The organism is Cellvibrio sp. UBA7661 (assembly GCA_002483365.1).
Classification (GTDB): domain Bacteria; phylum Pseudomonadota; class Gammaproteobacteria; order Pseudomonadales; family Cellvibrionaceae; genus Cellvibrio.
Genome location: DLHT01000015.1, coordinates 75,531 through 93,325, shown reverse-complemented (window position 1 = coordinate 93,325; position 17,795 = coordinate 75,531). Strand labels below are relative to the sequence as shown.

Below are 17,795 nucleotides of genomic sequence, written 5' to 3'. Positions count from 1 at the left end.
GCGAGGGGAATCTATCATGGCTCGTTTAAACAATGACTTTCAGTTTCTCGATGTGGGTCGTCAAGATCCCACCAAGAAAGATATCGAAACCCGCAGACGCAATTTTGTGGAGATTTACCAACCTTTCGCTAAAGAAGAAGTGGAAGGGCAAGCACACCGTTGTCTGGAGTGTGGTAACCCTTATTGCGAATGGAAATGTCCGGTGCACAACTTTATCCCCAATTGGCTGAAGTTGATTTCCGAAGGAAATATTTTCGAAGCTGCCGAGCTCAGTCACCAAACCAACTCTTTGCCAGAAGTGTGCGGCCGTGTATGCCCGCAAGATCGCTTGTGCGAAGGGGCGTGTACGCTGAATGACGGATTTGGTGCGGTAACTATCGGTAATGCCGAGAAATACATCACTGATACCGCTTTCGCTATGGGCTGGAAGCCGGATATGTCCAAAGTGGTTTGGACTGACAAAAAAGTAGCCATTATCGGCGCTGGCCCTGCTGGCATCGGTTGTGCCGATATTCTGGTGCGTAATGGCGTTAAGCCTGTGGTGTTTGATAAATATCCCGAAATTGGTGGGCTGCTGACTTTTGGTATCCCTGAGTTCAAATTGGAAAAGTCGGTGATGTCGCGTCGCCGTCAAATCTTCACCGAAATGGGGGTGGAGTTCCGCTTGAGCACTGAAGTGGGTAAAGACATCACCATGGAAGAATTACTGCGCGATTACGATGCAGTGTTCATGGGAATGGGCACCTACAACTACATGAAAGGCGGTTTTCCTGGCGAGGACTTGCCCGGTGTTTATGATGCTCTGCCATTCCTGATTTCCAATGTGAATCGCAATCTTGGCTTTGAGAAAGATCCTGCAGAGTTCATCAGTGTGAAAGGCAAGCGTGTTGTTGTTCTTGGCGGTGGTGATACTGCGATGGATTGTAACCGCACCTCAATCCGTCAAGGTGCCAGCACGGTAACCTGTGCCTATCGCCGCGATGAAGAAAACATGCCAGGCTCCAAACGCGAAGTGGCCAACGCCAAAGAAGAGGGCGTGCAATTCCTTTACAACCGTCAGCCAGTTGAAGTTGTGGGCAACGGTAAAGTGGAAGGTGTGAAAGTGGTCACCACCAAAATGGGTGAACCAGATGCCAAAGGCCGTCGCAGTCCGGTAGTCATTCCCGGTTCCGAGGAAGTTTTGCCAGCGGACGTGGTATTGATCGCCTTCGGTTTTCGCCCTAGTCCACAGCCTTGGTTTGAAACGAATGGTGTGAAAACTAACGACTGGGGCGGTGTGATTGCGCCGGAGCATCAGCAGTTTAAATTCCAGACTACTAACCCGAAAGTGTTTGCGGGTGGCGATATGGTGCGCGGTTCTGATCTGGTGGTAACTGCCATCTGGGAAGGACGTGAGGCTGCCCAAGGTATTCTGGATTATCTGCAAGTGTGATGATTTCTTTTTCATTGTGCTGATGGTTGTCGTTTAAATTATTCTGTACCAACAGGCTACAATCGCCCCGCCAGTATTTTCTGGCGGGGCGATTGTGTTTTAAGCGAGGGTAAAAGTATGGATTTGTCGAATCTGGCCATAGCAATTGCGGGTGCAATTGGCTTGTTTTTGCTGGGTATGAGCCTGATGAGTGAAGGGCTAAAAACGCTCGCCGGGCCTTCGGTTCGCAGAGCCTTGATACATTTTACCCGTAGCCCCGTATCCGGTGTGTTTACCGGAGTAGCCGCAACCATCCTTACCCAATCCTCCAGTGCCACAATGATCATTACGGTTGGGTTTGTAGGTGCTGGAGTATTGGCCTATTCGCAGGCGTTGGGCGTGGTATTGGGGGCGAGTGTCGGCACCACTTTCACGGGCTGGTTGGTAGCACTTGTGGGTTTTAAGCTGCAACTCAGCGCTATTGCATCCATTCTGATCCTGGTTGGTGCCTTGCTGCGCCTGTTTGGTGGCCTTCGTCGCTCAGGGTTGGCCTATAGCCTTGCGGGCTTTGGTTTGATGTTTGTTGGTATCGCCGGTTTACAGAGTGGTATGGCCGGGCTGCAAGAGCAGATTAACCTGGATTTTATGCCGGCTGATCGTTTATCTGGGCGCCTGGTTTTGATGCTGGTGGGGATTGGTTTCACCCTGATTACCCAGTCATCTACTACGGGGGTTATCTCGGCATTGGCTGCGATGCATTCTGGGTTGATTAATTTCGAGCAGGCTGCTTCGCTGGTGGTTGGTATGAATGTAGGAACCACCTTTACCTCGGCGGTCGCCACCATTGGTGGCAATGTCCATGTGCGCCGCACCGGTTTTTCTCATGTGATCTTCAATACTATCGTCAGTGGTTGTGCGATCTTTCTGGTTCCACTTTATATGTGGCTGTGGCGCACTGCTTTGCCTGCAGTACCGTTTGGTGAATTTGCTTTGATGGGGTTTTACACCCTTTTCAATCTGGTTGGTGTAATGCTGATTTTGCCGTTTATTGGCGCGTATTCCCGTTTTATTGAGCGCCTGATTCCTGAGCCTGAAGATGAACAGGGTGTGCTGTTGGATACAGGCTTATTGAAATACCCTGAATTGGCATTGAGCGAAGTACGCAAGTTGCTGGGTATCCAGATACAAAGGTTGGCCGAGCAGTTGACCCATATATTGGGTGAGTCGCCACGGCCAGTTTCACTTGTCGAAACCGCACGGGCGTTGAACGAATCCCGCGCCTATCTGGATCGACTCCATCTTGCGGGTGGCGAGGGGCGGGCATGGCAGGATTTGCTTGCCTGCATTCATCTGCTTGACCATCTGCAGCGCCTTTATGAACGCTGCCAGGATGAGCAGGTCAGTATCAAACTGCGTGATGAACAAGAGCTGCGAGTTGCCAAATTAATTCTGATGCAACTGGTCAGTAGCGTGTTGGATAAAGAGCCTTTAGACCAGCAACAGTCCGGGTTGTTGGTTGAGCAGTTGGCGTCGCAGGAGCAGCAATTGCGCGAGCGGATGATGGAGCGAATCGCCACCGGGCAGATAGAGTTGGATAAGGGAGTCAGTCTAATGGAAGTATCTCGCTGGATTCATCGTGTGAGTGTCCATCTGGTGCGCATTGACCACAATTGGGAGCAGCTCAATTATCGGGTTGCCAGTAAACAAGAGGTGGCCGCCTAATCCGCGATGACACTATCCGCGATGACACTTGCTATACTGCCGGCCATAAACACTATCCGTCGGCAGTGCTGCCGCTAGCCTTGGCTATTACCAGAGATCCATACATGACCGAATTAAAAAACGACCGTTTTCTCCGCGCATTATTAAAACAACCGGTTGATGTTACGCCGGTGTGGATGATGCGCCAGGCCGGCCGCTACCTACCCGAATATCGCGCTTCACGTGCAAAAGCCGGTGACTTCATGGGGCTCTGCACTAATCCTGAGTTGGCTTGTGAAGTCACCCTGCAGCCGCTCGATCGCTACCCGGGTCTTGACGCTGCGATTCTCTTTTCCGACATTCTCACTATCCCCGATGCTATGGGCTTGGGCCTGTATTTTGAAACAGGCGAGGGGCCCAGGTTCAAGAAAGCGGTGCGCACCGAAGCCGATGTGAATGCACTCAAGGTAATCAATCCCGAGCAGGATTTGCCTTATGTCGTCAATGCCGTAAAAACCATTCGTCGTGAATTGAATGGCCGGGTGCCTCTGATTGGTTTTTCCGGCAGTCCATGGACTTTGGCAACGTATATGATCGAAAGTGGTTCCAGCCGCGATTTTCGTCGCGCCAAAGAAATGCTCTATAACCAACCACAAGTGATGCATCAGTTACTGGATGTATTGGCTGATTCAGTCACGGTTTACTTGAATGCCCAGATTAAGGCCGGTGCCCAGGCAGTGCAGATTTTTGATACTTGGGGTGGCGCGCTATCCCATGCGGCTTATCAAGAATTCTCGCTTAAGTACATGCAGAAAATCGTCTCTGGCTTGATTCGTGAAAATGAAGGTCGTCAGGTACCTGTGATCCTGTTTACCAAAGGGGGCGGGCAGTGGCTGGAGCTCATGGCTGCTACAGGAGCAACAGCACTGGGCTTGGATTGGACAACGGATATTGCGCAAGCCCGTGCCCGTGTGGGCAATCAAGTGGCGTTGCAGGGCAATATGGACCCTACCATTTTGTACGCTTCACCTGAGCGTATACGCGCCGAAGTAGGCAGTATCCTGGCTGCTTATGGCACAGGTTCAGGGCATGTGTTCAATTTGGGGCACGGTATTACGCCTGAAGTTGATCCGGCACATGCGGGGGCATTTATCGCTGCTGTACACGATTTATCAGCCGGTTTTCATGGCTAGTTTTCTAATGTGAGTTTTTTCAAGTGTGCCATATTCCACCTTGCGGGATGATTTAGCTGCCTTTAGTCCTGCGGCTCTGGTGTGGCATCCATTTCTTGATTACACTCGATCAGGTTTGGGTTTTTCCAAAATGGGTGGGTATTCGCAATCAAGGGTTTGGTTGCGCACCCTGCAATAACAACAGTGGATAACGGGCACCGAGTGGTGAGTGGGGATCAAGCGTGGGAATCAAGCAGGTTAAAGTTGACGTCAATGAGTTAACTATCGGCATGTATGTCTCGGGTTTGGATCGCCCCTGGTCGCAAACTCCGTTCCCCTTGCAAGGTTTTTATTTGCGCGACCTCGGTGAAATCAATCAACTCAAAGCCCTCTGTAATTACGTTTTTATCGATGTCGAAAAAGGCCGTGGCCCGATTGCCGCCAACCTTAAAACCATAGCTCCCTCTGCCAAAAAGCCCAGCACCCGCGAGCGTGTCAGTTCATACAATGAATCAGTTGCGCCACTCAAAATCCAGCGTGGGTTGTATCGTGGAGTAGAGCCGCTTCAGCGGGAAGTTAAAAAAGCCCGTCAACTCCACCAAAAAGTGTACGGCGCAGTCGTGGAGGTAATGGATCAGCTCGAAAAAAACCAGTTTGATGGTTTGGACTTGGGTGAAACCAAGCGGGTCGCGAGTGAGATGGTCGATAGCGTCTTGCGTAACCCGGATGCATTGACCTGGCTCTCCCGTGTTCAGGAAAAAGATGAATACACCTATAGCCATGCGGTGCGCTCATCGGTGTGGGCGATACTGTTTGGCCGTCACATCGGCTTACCCAAGCGTGATTTGGATGTGCTGGCGATGGGTGTGCTGTTAAAAGATGTGGGTAAGGTGCAATTGGAAGCTGCGCTGCTGTCAAAGTTGGATCGCACTCCAGAAGAGGAGCGGCTTTATGAGACCTTTGTGGAGTTAGGGTGCGAGATTCTGCGCAAGACGCCAGGTGTAGAGCCGCGCGTAATCAGCGTGGTCAAAACCCACTGTGAACGATTGAACGGCAGTGGTTATCCGCAGGGTTTATCTGGCGACAAAATTCCTTTGTTAGGCAAAATTGCAGGCATAGTCACTTACTACGATCACGTCACCAATCCGCGTGGCTCACGTCATCCCATCGCACCTTCCAAAGCGGTGGCCAAGCTCTATGAGTTGCGCAATATCCAATTTCAGGAAGAGTTGGTGGTGGAGTTTATCCGCGCCATCGGGTTGTATCCAACAGGGACTTTAGTGGAGTTGAGTACAGGCGAAGTGGCCGTTGTCGTTGAGCAGAATTTTGAACGCCGCTTGAAGCCTAAAGTAATTGTTGTACTGGATGCTTACAAACAGGCGCTAAGCGAATACTTGCTGTTGGACTTATCCGAGGATGACAAGCGCAAACAAGAACTGCTCGATTCCGGTAAAAAATCGCGCTATGAAATTGAAAAAATCGAAATTGCCCGCGATCTTGAACCCGGCAGTTACGATGTAGATATTGCCAGTATTCGCGATCATTATTTAATGAAAAATGAGAAGAAAGGCTTAATGGCGTTGCTGAGCCGTTTAACCACGCGTGGTTAAATTACGCCGTTTTGGTTTTCGGTTGTCCTGTCTCATTTGTATCTCGCCTATGTGCAACCTCCGTTCTTTCTTCATTTGCATTAATTATCCAACCTCATTGTGATAGAGCCATAAGCTGCTGATACAATTCCGCTCCCTGCAGTATAGCGTGCGGGCGTTAATACCAAACATGGCCAGCATATGTAGCGGCTGCTGTATGGTGTACATCACACAAATCAAAGAGAGTTCATATGTTCGAATGGATAGCAAGCCCCGAGGCGTGGGTTGCATTGGCAACGCTAACAGCGTTAGAGATTGTATTGGGGATCGATAATATTATTTTCATCTCGATTCTCGTCGGGCGCTTACCAGAACATCAGCGTAAATTTGCACGTAATGTGGGTTTAGGCTTGGCGATGCTGACACGCCTGGCATTACTGTTTTCACTGGCGTGGATTATGGGGTTGGTCGAGCCATTGTTCAGTGTGTTTGGCGAAGAAATTTCCGGGCGCGATATCATCCTGATTGGCGGTGGTTTGTTCCTGATTGCCAAAGCGACCCATGAAATACATGGCAGCCTGGAGGGTGCCATAGAGTCAGAGCGCAATGTTGCAGCGCACGGCCTGATGGTGGTGTTAGTACAAATTGCGATTCTGGATATCGTTTTCTCGCTCGATTCTGTAATCACTGCGGTAGGTTTGGTTAGCCAGGTGCCGATTATGGCGATGGCAATTATTATTGCTGTCGGCGTTATGTTGTTTGCTGCCAAGCCGATCGGTGATTTTGTGGACTCCCACCCAACTATCAAAATCCTTGCGTTGTCATTCTTGGTGATTGTTGGTTTTACGTTGTTAGTGGAAGGTTTCGATGTGAATGTACCTAAGGGCTACATCTACTTTGCGATGGCTTTCTCGTTGGGTGTAGAAATGATCAACATCAAAATGCGCAAGCATCAGGATAAGCCGGTGGAGCTGCGTAAAGACTATCCGGGCGACCAGCAGTAGTTGTCCAGCAACTAGTGAGTTACCCTAAAACAACAAAGCCGATCATTTGATCGGCTTTGTTGTTTTGGATGCAAAAAAAGTTATCGCTTGCCGCCCATGCGCTCGCCCATTTTGGTGGGGGTGGCTGCTGCAAAGTGGCCGTCCCATTGGATCTTGTCTTTGGCGAACAGAATAATAGCGGTAGAACCCAGCTTGAAACGGCCCATTTCATCCCCTTTATTCAGGACGATGTTTTGATAAGGGTAAAGTGATGTGGCTATTTCGCGGCTGGCAAAAGGCGCTACCTGCCCGTCCCACACAGTTTCGATACCCGCCACAATCATTGCGCCAACCAATACCACGGCCATTGGCCCTATGTCGGTATCAAAAATGGCTACAACCCGCTCATTGCGTGCAAACAGGCGCGGTACATTTTCCGCGGTCACGGTGTTCACCGAAAAGAGTTCGCCGGGAATACTGATCATGGTGCGCAATTTACCGCCGTAAGGCATATGCACCCGGTGATAATCACGCGGGGATAAATACACGGTGGCGAAATCACCCTCGGCAAATTCAGCCGCGAGCGCCTCATCGCCCCCAAGTAATTCCTGTGCGGTGTAATCTTGCCCTTTAGCCTGGAAGATACGGCCATCGATAATCTTGCCTAGCTGGCTGATAGCGCCATCTGCAGGGCTGACGATCGAATCCTGCGCGTTATCGACAGGCCGTGCACCGGGTTTGAGGGAGCGGGTGAAGAAATCGTTAAAGCATCCATAAGCGAGCGGGTTTTCTTCAGCGGCAAGGCTCATATCCACGTTGTAGCGTTTTACAAACCAACTGATAAATGTATTTTTAACAAACTTGTTCGGTGTGCTGGCCAGCCAACCCGCTGCGCGCGACAAGCCATGTTGAGGTACCAGATGTTGTAAACGGATAAACAATTTTTCATTCATGTATTTTTATATTCCCTGCTGCCAACAGTTGCGGCGAAAAGATGGGGCGGCAGTGTAACAAAACTCGCTAAAGCTTTGGTGCGGCATGGGAGTCTTCTTTCCGGCTGTGGTATCTTCCTGCTGGCCGCGATGTTGCGGACATCATAGTGCGCTCAGTGGGCGAGCAAAGGGTAGATAATGTCAGAGTGGGTCGATCTGAAGAAACATGCATCTCCATCTCTCTTGGGGATTGATTTGGGGTTTGATTTCACTGTCGCCCGATCAGCCCGGCGGCGTAGTATCAGTATCGAAATTCGCCATGCAAAAGTCGTCATCCGCGCCCCAATGGGCGTAGCACAATCGGTATTGATTGGCTTTGTACATCAAAAAGCGGCTTGGGTCCGCGCCAAGATCCAGGAACAGCAGCACCTTCTTGCAGCACTGCCGCAGGCGCGTACTTACGCACAGGGCAGCCAACTTCCTTTTATGGACGAAACCCTGACATTAACCATAGGCCGTGGTACGCGTGCAGCGGTTGCACGGGTCGATCATCAATTGCATCTCTTGCTCTCATCCCGCTCGCGTTTAGGTGACGAGGCCCAGATTCGCCAGTTGTTAGAGCGTTGGTATCAACAGCAGGCGCTTGCGCTGCTTACCCGTAAAACACAGGTGCTTTGCGCCCAACTGGGCTTGGTCTGTACGCAAGTCAGTGTACGCGCGACCCGTTCAAAATGGGGGCATTGCACTAGTCGTGGGGCGATCCAATACAACTGGAATATACTGCTGGCTCCTGAGGCTATAGTCGATTATCTTGTCGCCCACGAAGTTAGCCATCTGCGCCACCAGAACCATAGCGCCGATTTCTGGGCATTGGTTGCCAGCATATGCCCGACCTTCAAGGCCGACCGTGCCTGGCTTAAAGCCGAAGGTGCCCATCTCTGTTTATAAACCTCAAAGGCGTTTTAACATGAATGACACAGTCACAATCGAACCGCTTGGCGATGATACCGCCGAAAACCTTGACCGCTTTATCGTAGAGGCCATGGAGCTGGGATGCGTATGGGGGCTGGAGGGGCCAGATGGTTGGGCGTTGAGTACATCGGAAGATCATGATGAAGTCGATGTCATGCCATTTTGGTCACAGGAAAGCTTCGCCCGTGCGCATTGTGTCGATGACTGGAAAAGCTATCGCCCGGTCGCCGTTGACTTGATGGAATTTCTCGAAGAATGGCTGCCCGGTATGCACGATGATGTGGTGTTAGTCGGTATCAACTGGAATGAAGATCTGGAGGGAGAAGAAATCGAACCTCTGGATCTGCTGGAAGAGTTTGAAATGGAGATGGGGGAATAACCGGGAGCGCTAGTAAAAACCGCGCTCCTGAAAGTGATTGAGATCCTCATCGTCATCGCCGAATAAATGCAGATGCAAAATGTCAACTTCATAGCGCTTGGCGTAATCATTCAGCATTTTCAAGCTGACCATGCTTGGCGTCATGCTGTACCAATAATGTGTTGAGTCATCGTGGACTGCCAGCACGAATTCCAATGCGCCGGGCACCATTTTGCGGGTCAGATGGCTGAAAATTTTGCGCTGTAGCTGGAGCACTGAAAAGTTAAAGTCTACGCACAAGCGCATTAGCTGCGGATACTGACTTTCACACCGGTCTTGAATACGAATATCGCGGCTCGCGAATAATTCGTCCGGGTTGATCAGTAATTTGTGTGGTGGACGCTGCATAGAGATATAGTCAGTTGGATTTTTTGTGTGGTTGCTTGCGTTAGACATTTTACCGGTACATAGAACGAGTGCTAAAGATCAATAATCAGTAAAAAGAGTGAGGATTAGATCACATAAGTGTGAATGTCCGAGTGTCTGGGATCACAATTTTGCTGTTGAATGGAGCGTCATAATGGCTTTTATTTTTAATAATCGATTACGTGGCCTGTTGTTATTCTGTATCGGTCTTATGTTGGCAGGTTGTTCAAACTTACAGCCTAAATTGGAGCAGCCAACAGTTAAAGTGGCCGGGTTGCAATTACTGCCCGCGCAAGGTTTCGGCCAGCCGATTGAAGTCAGCTTGCTAATTGCCAATCCTAATGGCCGCGATTTGCATCTGCGCGGTATGTCTTACACCATCGGTATTGAAAATTTTGATGTGCTCAGTGGTGTGAGTGATCAATTACCCACGCTCATGGCCTATCAGGAGACACCAGTGAAAGTGGTTGTCACCGCGAACGTGTTGCAGCTGGTGAGGTTGATTGAACATTTTGGCCGCAACGGCGTTAAAGAAAACGTACATTATAATTTTTCTGCCAAATTGGATTTCAGTGCATGGCTTCCTGCATTACGTATTAACGAAGCTGGCCAAATTCCTCTTGCTACCAAAAAGCGATAATCCAACCAGCGTGTTCAATACAAAAAATAGTGTTACCTAAAAATCTGTATGTTCAGGATCTTCAATGAGTGACGAAATAACCTTGGCCGATGCCGACGAGCGCATTGCGCTAAAAGATTACACCGAGAAAGCCTATCTCGATTATTCCATGTACGTAATTCTCGACCGTGCGCTTCCGCATATTGGCGACGGTCTAAAACCTGTGCAACGTCGTATCGTGTATGCGATGAGCGAGCTAGGTTTGAAAGCCAGCGCCAAATATAAAAAATCCGCGCGTACCGTGGGCGATGTAATTGGTAAATTCCATCCGCATGGCGATTCCGCTTCCTACGAAGCGATGGTGTTAATGGCGCAGCCTTTTTCATATCGCTACACCTTGGTCGATGGTCAGGGTAACTGGGGTTCACCGGATGATCCAAAATCGTTCGCGGCCATGCGTTACACCGAATCGCGCCTCACCAAATACAGTGAAGTATTGTTGGAAGAATTAGGGCAGGGCACGGTTGATTGGCAGCCTAACTTCGATGGCACTCTGGAAGAGCCAATAGTATTGCCTGCGCGTGTTCCCAATGTGTTGCTGAACGGAACAACCGGTATTGCAGTTGGTATGGCGACGGATATTCCGCCGCACAATTTGCGCGAAGTGGTAAATGCTTGCGTGCATTTGCTCGACAACCCGCAAGCAACAGTGAGCGATTTGTGCCAGCACATTCTTGGCCCTGATATGCCCACCGAAGCAGAAATTATTTCACCGCGCGATGAACTCATCAAAATGTATGAGACAGGGCGCGGCAGCGTGCGCATGCGCGCAGTTTGGCAAAAGGATGAAGAATCGGGCGATATCATTATTACTGCGCTGCCGCATCAGGTGAGCGGTGCAAAAATCCTGGAGCAAATCGCTGCACAAATGCAGGCGAAAAAGCTGCCAATGGTGGCCGACCTGCGCGATGAATCGGACCATGAAAACCCAACCCGTTTGGTCATTGTTCCGCGCTCTAACCGTGTTGATCTCGAACAAGTTATGCAACATTTGTTTGCAACTACAGAGCTTGAGCGCACCTACCGCGTCAACATGAATATGATCGGTATTGATGGTCGCCCGGCAGTTAAAGCGCTCAATAAAATTTTGCATGAGTGGTTAAGCTTCCGCACAGTGACAACGCGCCGCCGCTTGCAATACCGCTTGGAAAAAGTAGAAGAGCGTTTACTGCGCTTGGCGGCATTGATGATTGTATTCCTCAATGTCGATGAAGTGATTCGCATCATTCGCGAAGAGGAAAATCCCAAGCCGGTACTGATGGAGCGTTTCAATTTAATTGAAATGCAAGCGGAATATATTTTGGAAACCAAATTGCGCCAATTGGCACGTTTGGAAGAAATGAAAATCCGCGAGGAGCAAGAAGCACTTATCAAAGAGCGCGACGGCTTGCAAAAAATTCTGGATTCCGCAGTGAAATTAAAAAATCTGGTGCGCAAAGAATTAATCCAGGTTGCCGAGCAATTTGGTGATGATCGTCGCTCACCCATAGTTGCACGCGCAGAAGCACAAGCACTGACAGAAACAGAGTTGCTGAGTGTTGATCCAATCACCGTTGTCATTTCCGATAAAGGTTGGATTCGCGCTGCAAAAGGCCATGACATAGATCCGGAAGGTTTAAGTTACAAAGCCGGTGACAGCTTTAAATTTGCGCTGCGCGGCAAGAGCAATCAGCAAGTGATTCTGATCGACTCTACTGGCCGCAGCTATTCATTGCCTGCGCACAATTTGCCTTCTGCTCGCGGTCAGGGTGAGCCACTAAGCGGTCGCATAAGCCCTCCGAGTGGCGCCACCTTTGAGGGCGCATTAATGGGGGTCGACCAGCAGCGCGTGCTATTGGCATCCGATGCCGGTTACGGATTTATCGCCAAGCTGGAAGATCTCATTAGTAAAAATAAAGCCGGTAAAGCATTGCTCACGCTGCCAGAAGCCGCACAGGTTTTACCTCCGCAATTAATTGATAATCCCGAACAATCATTGCTAGCTGCGGTGAGTAATGATGGTCGCTTGCTGGTCTTCCCCGTTACAGAATTACCTGAACTGGCGCGCGGTAAAGGCAACAAAATCATGAATATTCCGTCTGCCCGCGCTGCAGCGCGCGAGGAATTTGTGGTCTCTGTGAATATTGTTGGCGCAGGCCAAACCCTGACGCTACACTCAGGTAAACGTCACATCACCTTGAAAATGTCAGACCTTGAACATTACAAAGGTGAGCGTGGCCGCCGGGGCAATAAACTTCCACGCGGATTCCAAAAAGTAGATAAAGCAGAAGTTACCGATAAATAAATTAATAGGGCGGATTATTTCCGCCCTATTAATTTCTGGCGGTGCTGTTGAGTGTGCTCAAATAAAACATGCAAAATAATAACGGGAGTATTTATGAGTTCAAAAGACAAGCGCCGCCACGTACGCACCGCATTCGCTTGCCGCATTAAAATCGCACACGATTCCATCGGTGAACTTTTAGTTAAAACCCGCGATATATCCGATGGTGGCGTGTTCGTCGTACTAGAACCCGAACACATCCCTCCCGTTGGAACACACCTCCAAGGTCAAGTCCAAGGCCTAATGGAAGATGCCCCAGTACTAATGATGGAAGTCGTCCGCGTAGAACCCGCCGGTGTCGGATTGCGTTTTGTTCAGAATGAGTGATTCACTGAAATAATGAGCTTGCACTAATACTTCTGAATAGAATTTAGTTAATCTTCCTGTGAAATTTCTTGCGCCGTTAGAAGGGGCGTTCACCATTGTTGCGCAGTTTTAACTCTTTAATATCCTCCGCTGCATTCAGGCAACCTTAGCCACAACAATTGTTTTATCCGTCCTGCTTCTGGCCATTCTTTTCCGTATGCGAGCGACACCATGCTTGCGCAGCTATTGCAAGGAGTTTCAATAATTGACAGAAATATGTCTATTACACCAACCTCAGAGTATTTAAATTTTGCGTATACTTTAAAACTGATCGATTATTTTCTCATTACTTCGTAATGGTATGTAATACTATTCCCGTCGCCTATGATCTATTGTCAGCTTCTTTCGCGTTGAAAAATATTTATATCTCAAGGATTAGAAACCTTTTAATCATTAAAATATCTTAGAAATTTTTGAGCGGACGAGTGTCTATTCAGATGAGTGCTAGAAATGAATTCTTTTGATGATCGCATTAAGCATGTTTCCCTCAAGCTAGGCAGAGCTAAAGAGCATTTTGAACTGTTTAATTTAGAATGCGAACGATTCATGTCCAGCAAGCCTTTTAAGATGGCATGTAAAATAAACAGTGAGCGAAAGCCAGCTTATTTCATAATGGAAGCTGCAGAAATTCCCGATAGCTTGGGATTAATAGCTGGGGATTGTGTTCAAAATCTCGTTACCGCACTTGATCACTTGGCATATCAACTAGTTTGTAAAGATACGAATAACTCTCCCCCTTATCCTAATAAGATTTACTTTCCTATTGCTGATGATCATGACAGCTACAATAAAAAAAAGATTAAATGTCTCCGCGGAGCAAAACTCTCAACCATCGCAGCGATAGATCAAATAAAGCCGTATAAAGAAGGCAATAATCTTCTTTGGTGTTTACAAAAAATAAATAGCATCGAAAAACATAGACTATTGTTTACGATAGCGCTTAATGCAGGATTTGATGTAATGGAGGCGCTTAGACATTCAGATCCTATCTTTGCACGCTTCAAAGGAGCTTCTATTCATATACATGAGAAAACACCAGCAAAGGTTGGCACTGAAGTATATATCGGTCAAGTTGACGAGCCTTGTAGGCCAATGGAATTTAGCTTTTATGTTTCACTGGAGCAGATGGAAGGTGAACGGCAGGTCGAATTAGGTGTACTTTTAAAAGACTTTGGTAACGAGGTTAAGTCTGTTATTGATCAGCTGAGTGTTTTGTTACGATAAAAGAACGTGCTTTGTGATCTTTGCGAGACAATCGCACTGAATCTGACATCAGATGTAAGTTATTGGTGGCGGCCAGATGCAAAAGATATAAGTTTCTCTTGTGGTTTTGCCGATTCAGCGCACATTTTTTCACAGCTGTTTAGTTGCGAAGCTGCTGTAGATTGATCAGTTTTTATTGGCAGTAAATTCAAAATCGTTTCAAAAAAATGGCCGCTACAAGCGGCCATTTTTTTGAGTTTTTTCGTCAATTACACGTTAAACAAAAAGTGCATCACGTCGCCATCTTGTACGATGTATTCCTTGCCTTCTTTGCGCGCTTTGCCTGCGCTTTTTGCGCCTTGTTCGCCGTTGTATTGTACGAAGTCTTCATACGAAATGGTTTCGGCACGGATGAAACCTTTTTCGAAATCGGTGTGGATGACACCGGCGGCTTGGGGTGCGGTGGCTCCGACGGGGATGGTCCAGGCGCGGACTTCTTTTACGCCTGCGGTGAAATAGGTTTGCAGGCCGAGTAGTTGGTAGCCTGCGCGGATTACGCGGTTGAGGCCGGGTTCTTCCATGCCCATTTCAGCGAGGAATTCTTTTTTGTCGTCGCCTTCGAGTTCGGCGATGTCGGCTTCGAGTTTGTTGCAGATGGGTACTACGATCGATTTCTCTTCTGCGGCGATTTTGCGCACAACATCCAGATGCGGATTATTTTCAAAACCATCTTCTGCCACGTTGGCGATGTACATGGTGGGTTTGAGGGTGAGCAAATTAATTTCTTTGAGCAGTGCGATTTCTTCTTTGTCTAGCGGGAAGGAGCGCAGTGGTTTTGCTTGATCCAAATGCGGTTGGATTTTTTCCAGTAGTGCTTTGATGGCAACAGCGTGTTTGTCGCCGCCTTTTGCTGCTTTAGCGTAGCGGTTGATGGCTTTATCTACGGCTTCCAGATCGGCAAGTGCGAGTTCGGTGTTGATGACTTCAATATCGGCTGCAGGGTTTACGCCGTTGGCAACGTGAATGACGTTGTCGTCATCAAAGCAGCGTACAACGTGGGCGATGGCGTCTGTCTCGCGGATGTTGGCGAGGAATTTGTTGCCAAGGCCTTCGCCTTTTGATGCACCGGCGACGATACCGGCGATGTCGATAAACTCCATGGTGGTGGCGATCACACGTTCGGGTTTTACGATTTCAGCGAGTTTATCCTGACGTGGATCGGGTACGGTTACGATACCGGCGTTGGGTTCAATGGTGCAGAAGGGGAAGTTTTCTGCGCTGATACCGGCGTTGGTGAGTGCATTGAACAGTGTTGATTTGCCGACGTTGGGCAGGCCGACGATACCGCAATTGAAACCCATGATGCTATTCCGCTTATGAGATGTGTGAAAAAGGGATGAAAATCGAGAGGGCGCGATTATACATGGCCGAAGCAGATTAGACGAAACTCAGGCCAACTGGCGTGGATTAAAAATCGACAGTGGCGGATACAACCAGCGTGCGCGGGTTGCCTTGGGTTAGATAGCCTGCGCCGGGAAATCCGCCGACAGATGCCCAGTAGTCATTACTGGTGGCATTTTCCAGAGTGGCGCGCAGGGTCAGTGTTTGCGCGGAGAGCCTTGTGGTGTAGCGTGCGCCCAGATCCAACCTTTGCCAGCTGGGCACTTTTTGGGTGTTGGCGAGGTCTGCATATTGGCTGCCGGTGTACATCCACTGGCTGCTGAGGCTCAAGCCGGTGATACCCGGTACGTCCCATTCCAGCCCCAGATTGGACTGGGTTTTGGGGGCACCTATGGTGTTTTTGCCGTATTCGTCGGTATCAAGAAAGCTGATGCCGCCGAGCAGCTTAATACCCGGCGCAGCCTCACCATAAAGCGATAGCTCCAGCCCGCGATGGGTTTGGTCATCAACCAGTGCCAGTGCATTACGGTTGTTATAGCCTGCCAGCGGTTTACGGATTTCAAAGACGGCGATAGTTGCTCCGAGCGATTTCCCCAGATATTTGATCCCCACTTCGGTCTGTTGGGTCTGGTAAGGCTTCAGCGCTTGACCTGCATTAGTCACAGGGCCATCGATGTTAGTGGTGGGTGCTATATCACCTTTGAGTAGTCCTTCCATGTAATTGATGTAGCCGGAATAGTGCGGAGAAAACTTATAGAGCGCTGCAAACGCAGGGGTCAGGCGAGTTTTGTCGTAGCTGGATTGGGGTGCGCCAGTGCTGTAGTCAAAGTTGTCTTCACGGATTGTCTGTTGGCGGGCTCCCAGTGTCAGCCGCAGGCGCTCGTTCAGTAATGACAATTCATCGGCCAGTGCCAGACTTCCGGTTTTGGTGGTTGTGGTGATAAGTGGGTGGCGGAGATCGCCACCGCCAACGACCTGGGTTTCTGGTCGTTCTACGGCTGTTGGATGGTAAAGATTATTGGTGAAGCCGTTGTAGATGAAATAGGCGTTGCGACTGTCATTCTCATAGGTGTTGGCAGAAAGACTCAGTTGGTGGGTTATCTCGCCCGTGCTGAATTCGGTTCTCAAACCCAGTTCGCCGGTGATGACTGAATCTTTGTGGACAACATCGAAGCGGCTGGCCGAGAAATCCCCCATTAGGTTAGTTGTGGTTAGAAAAGCGCTGAAAATGGAATTTTCATGGCCTTCGCGTGCGCCCAAGGCCAGCCAGCCGGTCAACCGTGGAGTGATGTCATATTCAGCGCGCAGGGTGCCAAAGAGATCCTTGGCATCCGAATAGGTCCAAGGCTGCCCAATATTGTGATCGGTGTCGGGTGCTGTTGGGATGGGAAGGCCGCTCGCCACGGTAACACTGGGTGGGTTGGCATCCAATTGCTGATCCTGATAGCCGAAATCGGCTGAGATACGTAGATCGTTGCTGTGAAAGTCTGTGCCCAGTGTTAGCAATTGAAGGGCGCGTGCTTCGCCATCAATATCGGTATCACCCTTTCGCTCCACGCCGTTGACACGAATGCCAAAGCGGCTGTCGTCTGAGCGATGGGATAGATCGGCTGCTGCATAATATTGGCTGGCGGATTGTGCTCCGAGTGTAATCCGCGTGAGGTTTTGTTTTGGCGCGCGTTTGGGAACCGCGCCAATACTTCCTCCGAGCGAACCGCTTACACCGGGTGCGGCACCGTTGATAAAGGCATTGGCGCCGCGCAACACCTCCACCCGTTCAATCAATTCGGCAGCCAGATATTGTCTGGGTAAGATTCCGTATAGACCGTTGTAGGTCATGTCATCAGAAAAAATAGGAAAGCCGCGTACCCGGTAAACCTGCTGGAAATTGCCAAAACCGCGTGCCAATTGCACGCTGGGATCGTATTGCAGCACCTCTCCAATACTGGCGGCTTGATGGTTTTGTGCGAATTCCTGCGTATAGCTGGTCGTGGAGAAGGGAGTGTCCAAAATGGTTGTCGAGCCCAGTATTCCCAGCCTTCCGCCGTCGGCAACTTGCGCGCCAGCGAGTGGGGTGCTCAAACCTTTGGCGGAGGCATCTGCACTGGCGCCCACTTGAATGGTCATCAGGGTGGCCAGATCCAGATCAAATAGCTCAGTGTCCTCTTTGGCAAAAGCCAATATCGGTTGATATGCGAACAGAATAATTGCTGCAGAAGAGAGTGAAAGAGCGCCAACCCGCATAAGTCTGGAACCTATTTATTGTAGGGGACTTATGC

15 protein-coding genes are annotated in these 17,795 nt (G+C 49.4%); 11 read left to right on the top strand and 4 right to left on the bottom strand.

Going from position 1 to position 17,795, the window contains the following annotated elements; genetic code table 11:
* Positions 1-13 precede the first annotated feature (13 nt).
* From B2739_RS12520 to B2739_RS12500, 5 genes are all read left to right on the top strand, one after another.
* Entirely contained in the window at positions 14-1,432 is a 1,419-nt protein-coding gene (locus B2739_RS12520) for an FAD-dependent oxidoreductase (RefSeq protein WP_331346307.1), read from the top strand.
* A gap of 117 nt (positions 1,433-1,549) precedes the next feature.
* Entirely contained in the window at positions 1,550-3,133 is a 1,584-nt protein-coding gene (locus B2739_RS12515) for a Na/Pi symporter (protein ID WP_331346186.1), read from the top strand.
* Positions 3,134-3,237: 104 nt separating this feature from the next.
* On the top strand, positions 3,238-4,305 hold the full coding sequence (gene hemE, locus B2739_RS12510) for a uroporphyrinogen decarboxylase (RefSeq protein WP_331346185.1): 1,068 nt from the start codon (positions 3,238-3,240) through the stop codon (positions 4,303-4,305).
* Between the two features lie 221 nt (positions 4,306-4,526).
* A complete protein-coding gene (locus B2739_RS12505) occupies positions 4,527-5,894 on the top strand; it encodes an HD-GYP domain-containing protein (protein WP_049631865.1) in 1,368 nt (455 codons plus the stop codon).
* A 230-nt stretch (positions 5,895-6,124) separates the two neighbouring features.
* A complete protein-coding gene (locus B2739_RS12500) occupies positions 6,125-6,877 on the top strand; it encodes a TerC family protein (RefSeq protein WP_331346184.1) in 753 nt (250 codons plus the stop codon).
* Between the two features lie 80 nt (positions 6,878-6,957).
* Here B2739_RS12500 and asd read toward each other — a convergent pair whose 3' ends face one another.
* On the bottom strand, positions 6,958-7,809 hold the full coding sequence (asd, locus tag B2739_RS12495; RefSeq protein WP_331346183.1) for an archaetidylserine decarboxylase: 852 nt from the start codon (positions 7,807-7,809) through the stop codon (positions 6,958-6,960).
* A 177-nt stretch (positions 7,810-7,986) separates the two neighbouring features.
* On the opposite strand from asd, the gene B2739_RS12490 reads away from it, so the two are divergent.
* Entirely contained in the window at positions 7,987-8,736 is a 750-nt protein-coding gene (locus tag B2739_RS12490) for a SprT family zinc-dependent metalloprotease (protein ID WP_331346182.1), read from the top strand.
* Between the two features lie 19 nt (positions 8,737-8,755).
* Complete coding sequence (locus tag B2739_RS12485; RefSeq protein ID WP_331346181.1) at positions 8,756-9,139, top strand: DUF2750 domain-containing protein; 384 nt, start codon at positions 8,756-8,758, stop codon at positions 9,137-9,139.
* 9 nt (positions 9,140-9,148) lie between these two features.
* Here B2739_RS12485 and B2739_RS12480 read toward each other — a convergent pair whose 3' ends face one another.
* Complete coding sequence (locus tag B2739_RS12480; RefSeq protein WP_331346180.1) at positions 9,149-9,574, bottom strand: hypothetical protein; 426 nt, start codon at positions 9,572-9,574, stop codon at positions 9,149-9,151.
* 124 nt (positions 9,575-9,698) lie between these two features.
* Here B2739_RS12480 and B2739_RS12475 point away from each other — a divergent pair, with 124 nt between their 5' ends.
* The 4 genes from B2739_RS12475 to B2739_RS12460 all read left to right on the top strand — a co-directional run bounded on the left by B2739_RS12475 (position 9,699) and on the right by B2739_RS12460 (position 14,136).
* Positions 9,699-10,184, top strand: coding sequence for an LEA type 2 family protein (locus B2739_RS12475; RefSeq protein ID WP_331346179.1), 486 nt, complete (start codon positions 9,699-9,701; stop codon positions 10,182-10,184).
* 64 nt (positions 10,185-10,248) lie between these two features.
* Positions 10,249-12,507, top strand: coding sequence for a DNA topoisomerase IV subunit A (gene parC, locus B2739_RS12470; RefSeq protein ID WP_331346178.1), 2,259 nt, complete (start codon positions 10,249-10,251; stop codon positions 12,505-12,507).
* A 93-nt stretch (positions 12,508-12,600) separates the two neighbouring features.
* The gene (locus B2739_RS12465; protein ID WP_331346177.1) at positions 12,601-12,873 is read left to right on the top strand and encodes a PilZ domain-containing protein; all 273 of its coding nucleotides are present in this window, start codon (positions 12,601-12,603) and stop codon (positions 12,871-12,873) included.
* Between the two features lie 489 nt (positions 12,874-13,362).
* On the top strand, positions 13,363-14,136 hold the full coding sequence (locus B2739_RS12460) for a hypothetical protein (RefSeq protein ID WP_331346176.1): 774 nt from the start codon (positions 13,363-13,365) through the stop codon (positions 14,134-14,136).
* A 248-nt stretch (positions 14,137-14,384) separates the two neighbouring features.
* Here B2739_RS12460 and ychF read toward each other — a convergent pair whose 3' ends face one another.
* Positions 14,385-15,476 carry a redox-regulated ATPase YchF gene (gene ychF / locus B2739_RS12455; protein WP_049631900.1) on the bottom strand — a complete coding sequence of 364 codons (1,092 nt, stop codon included), beginning with the start codon at positions 15,474-15,476 and terminating at the stop codon, positions 14,385-14,387.
* Between the two features lie 106 nt (positions 15,477-15,582).
* Complete coding sequence (locus B2739_RS12450; RefSeq protein ID WP_331346175.1) at positions 15,583-17,760, bottom strand: TonB-dependent receptor; 2,178 nt, start codon at positions 17,758-17,760, stop codon at positions 15,583-15,585.
* Positions 17,761-17,795: the final 35 nt, after the last annotated feature.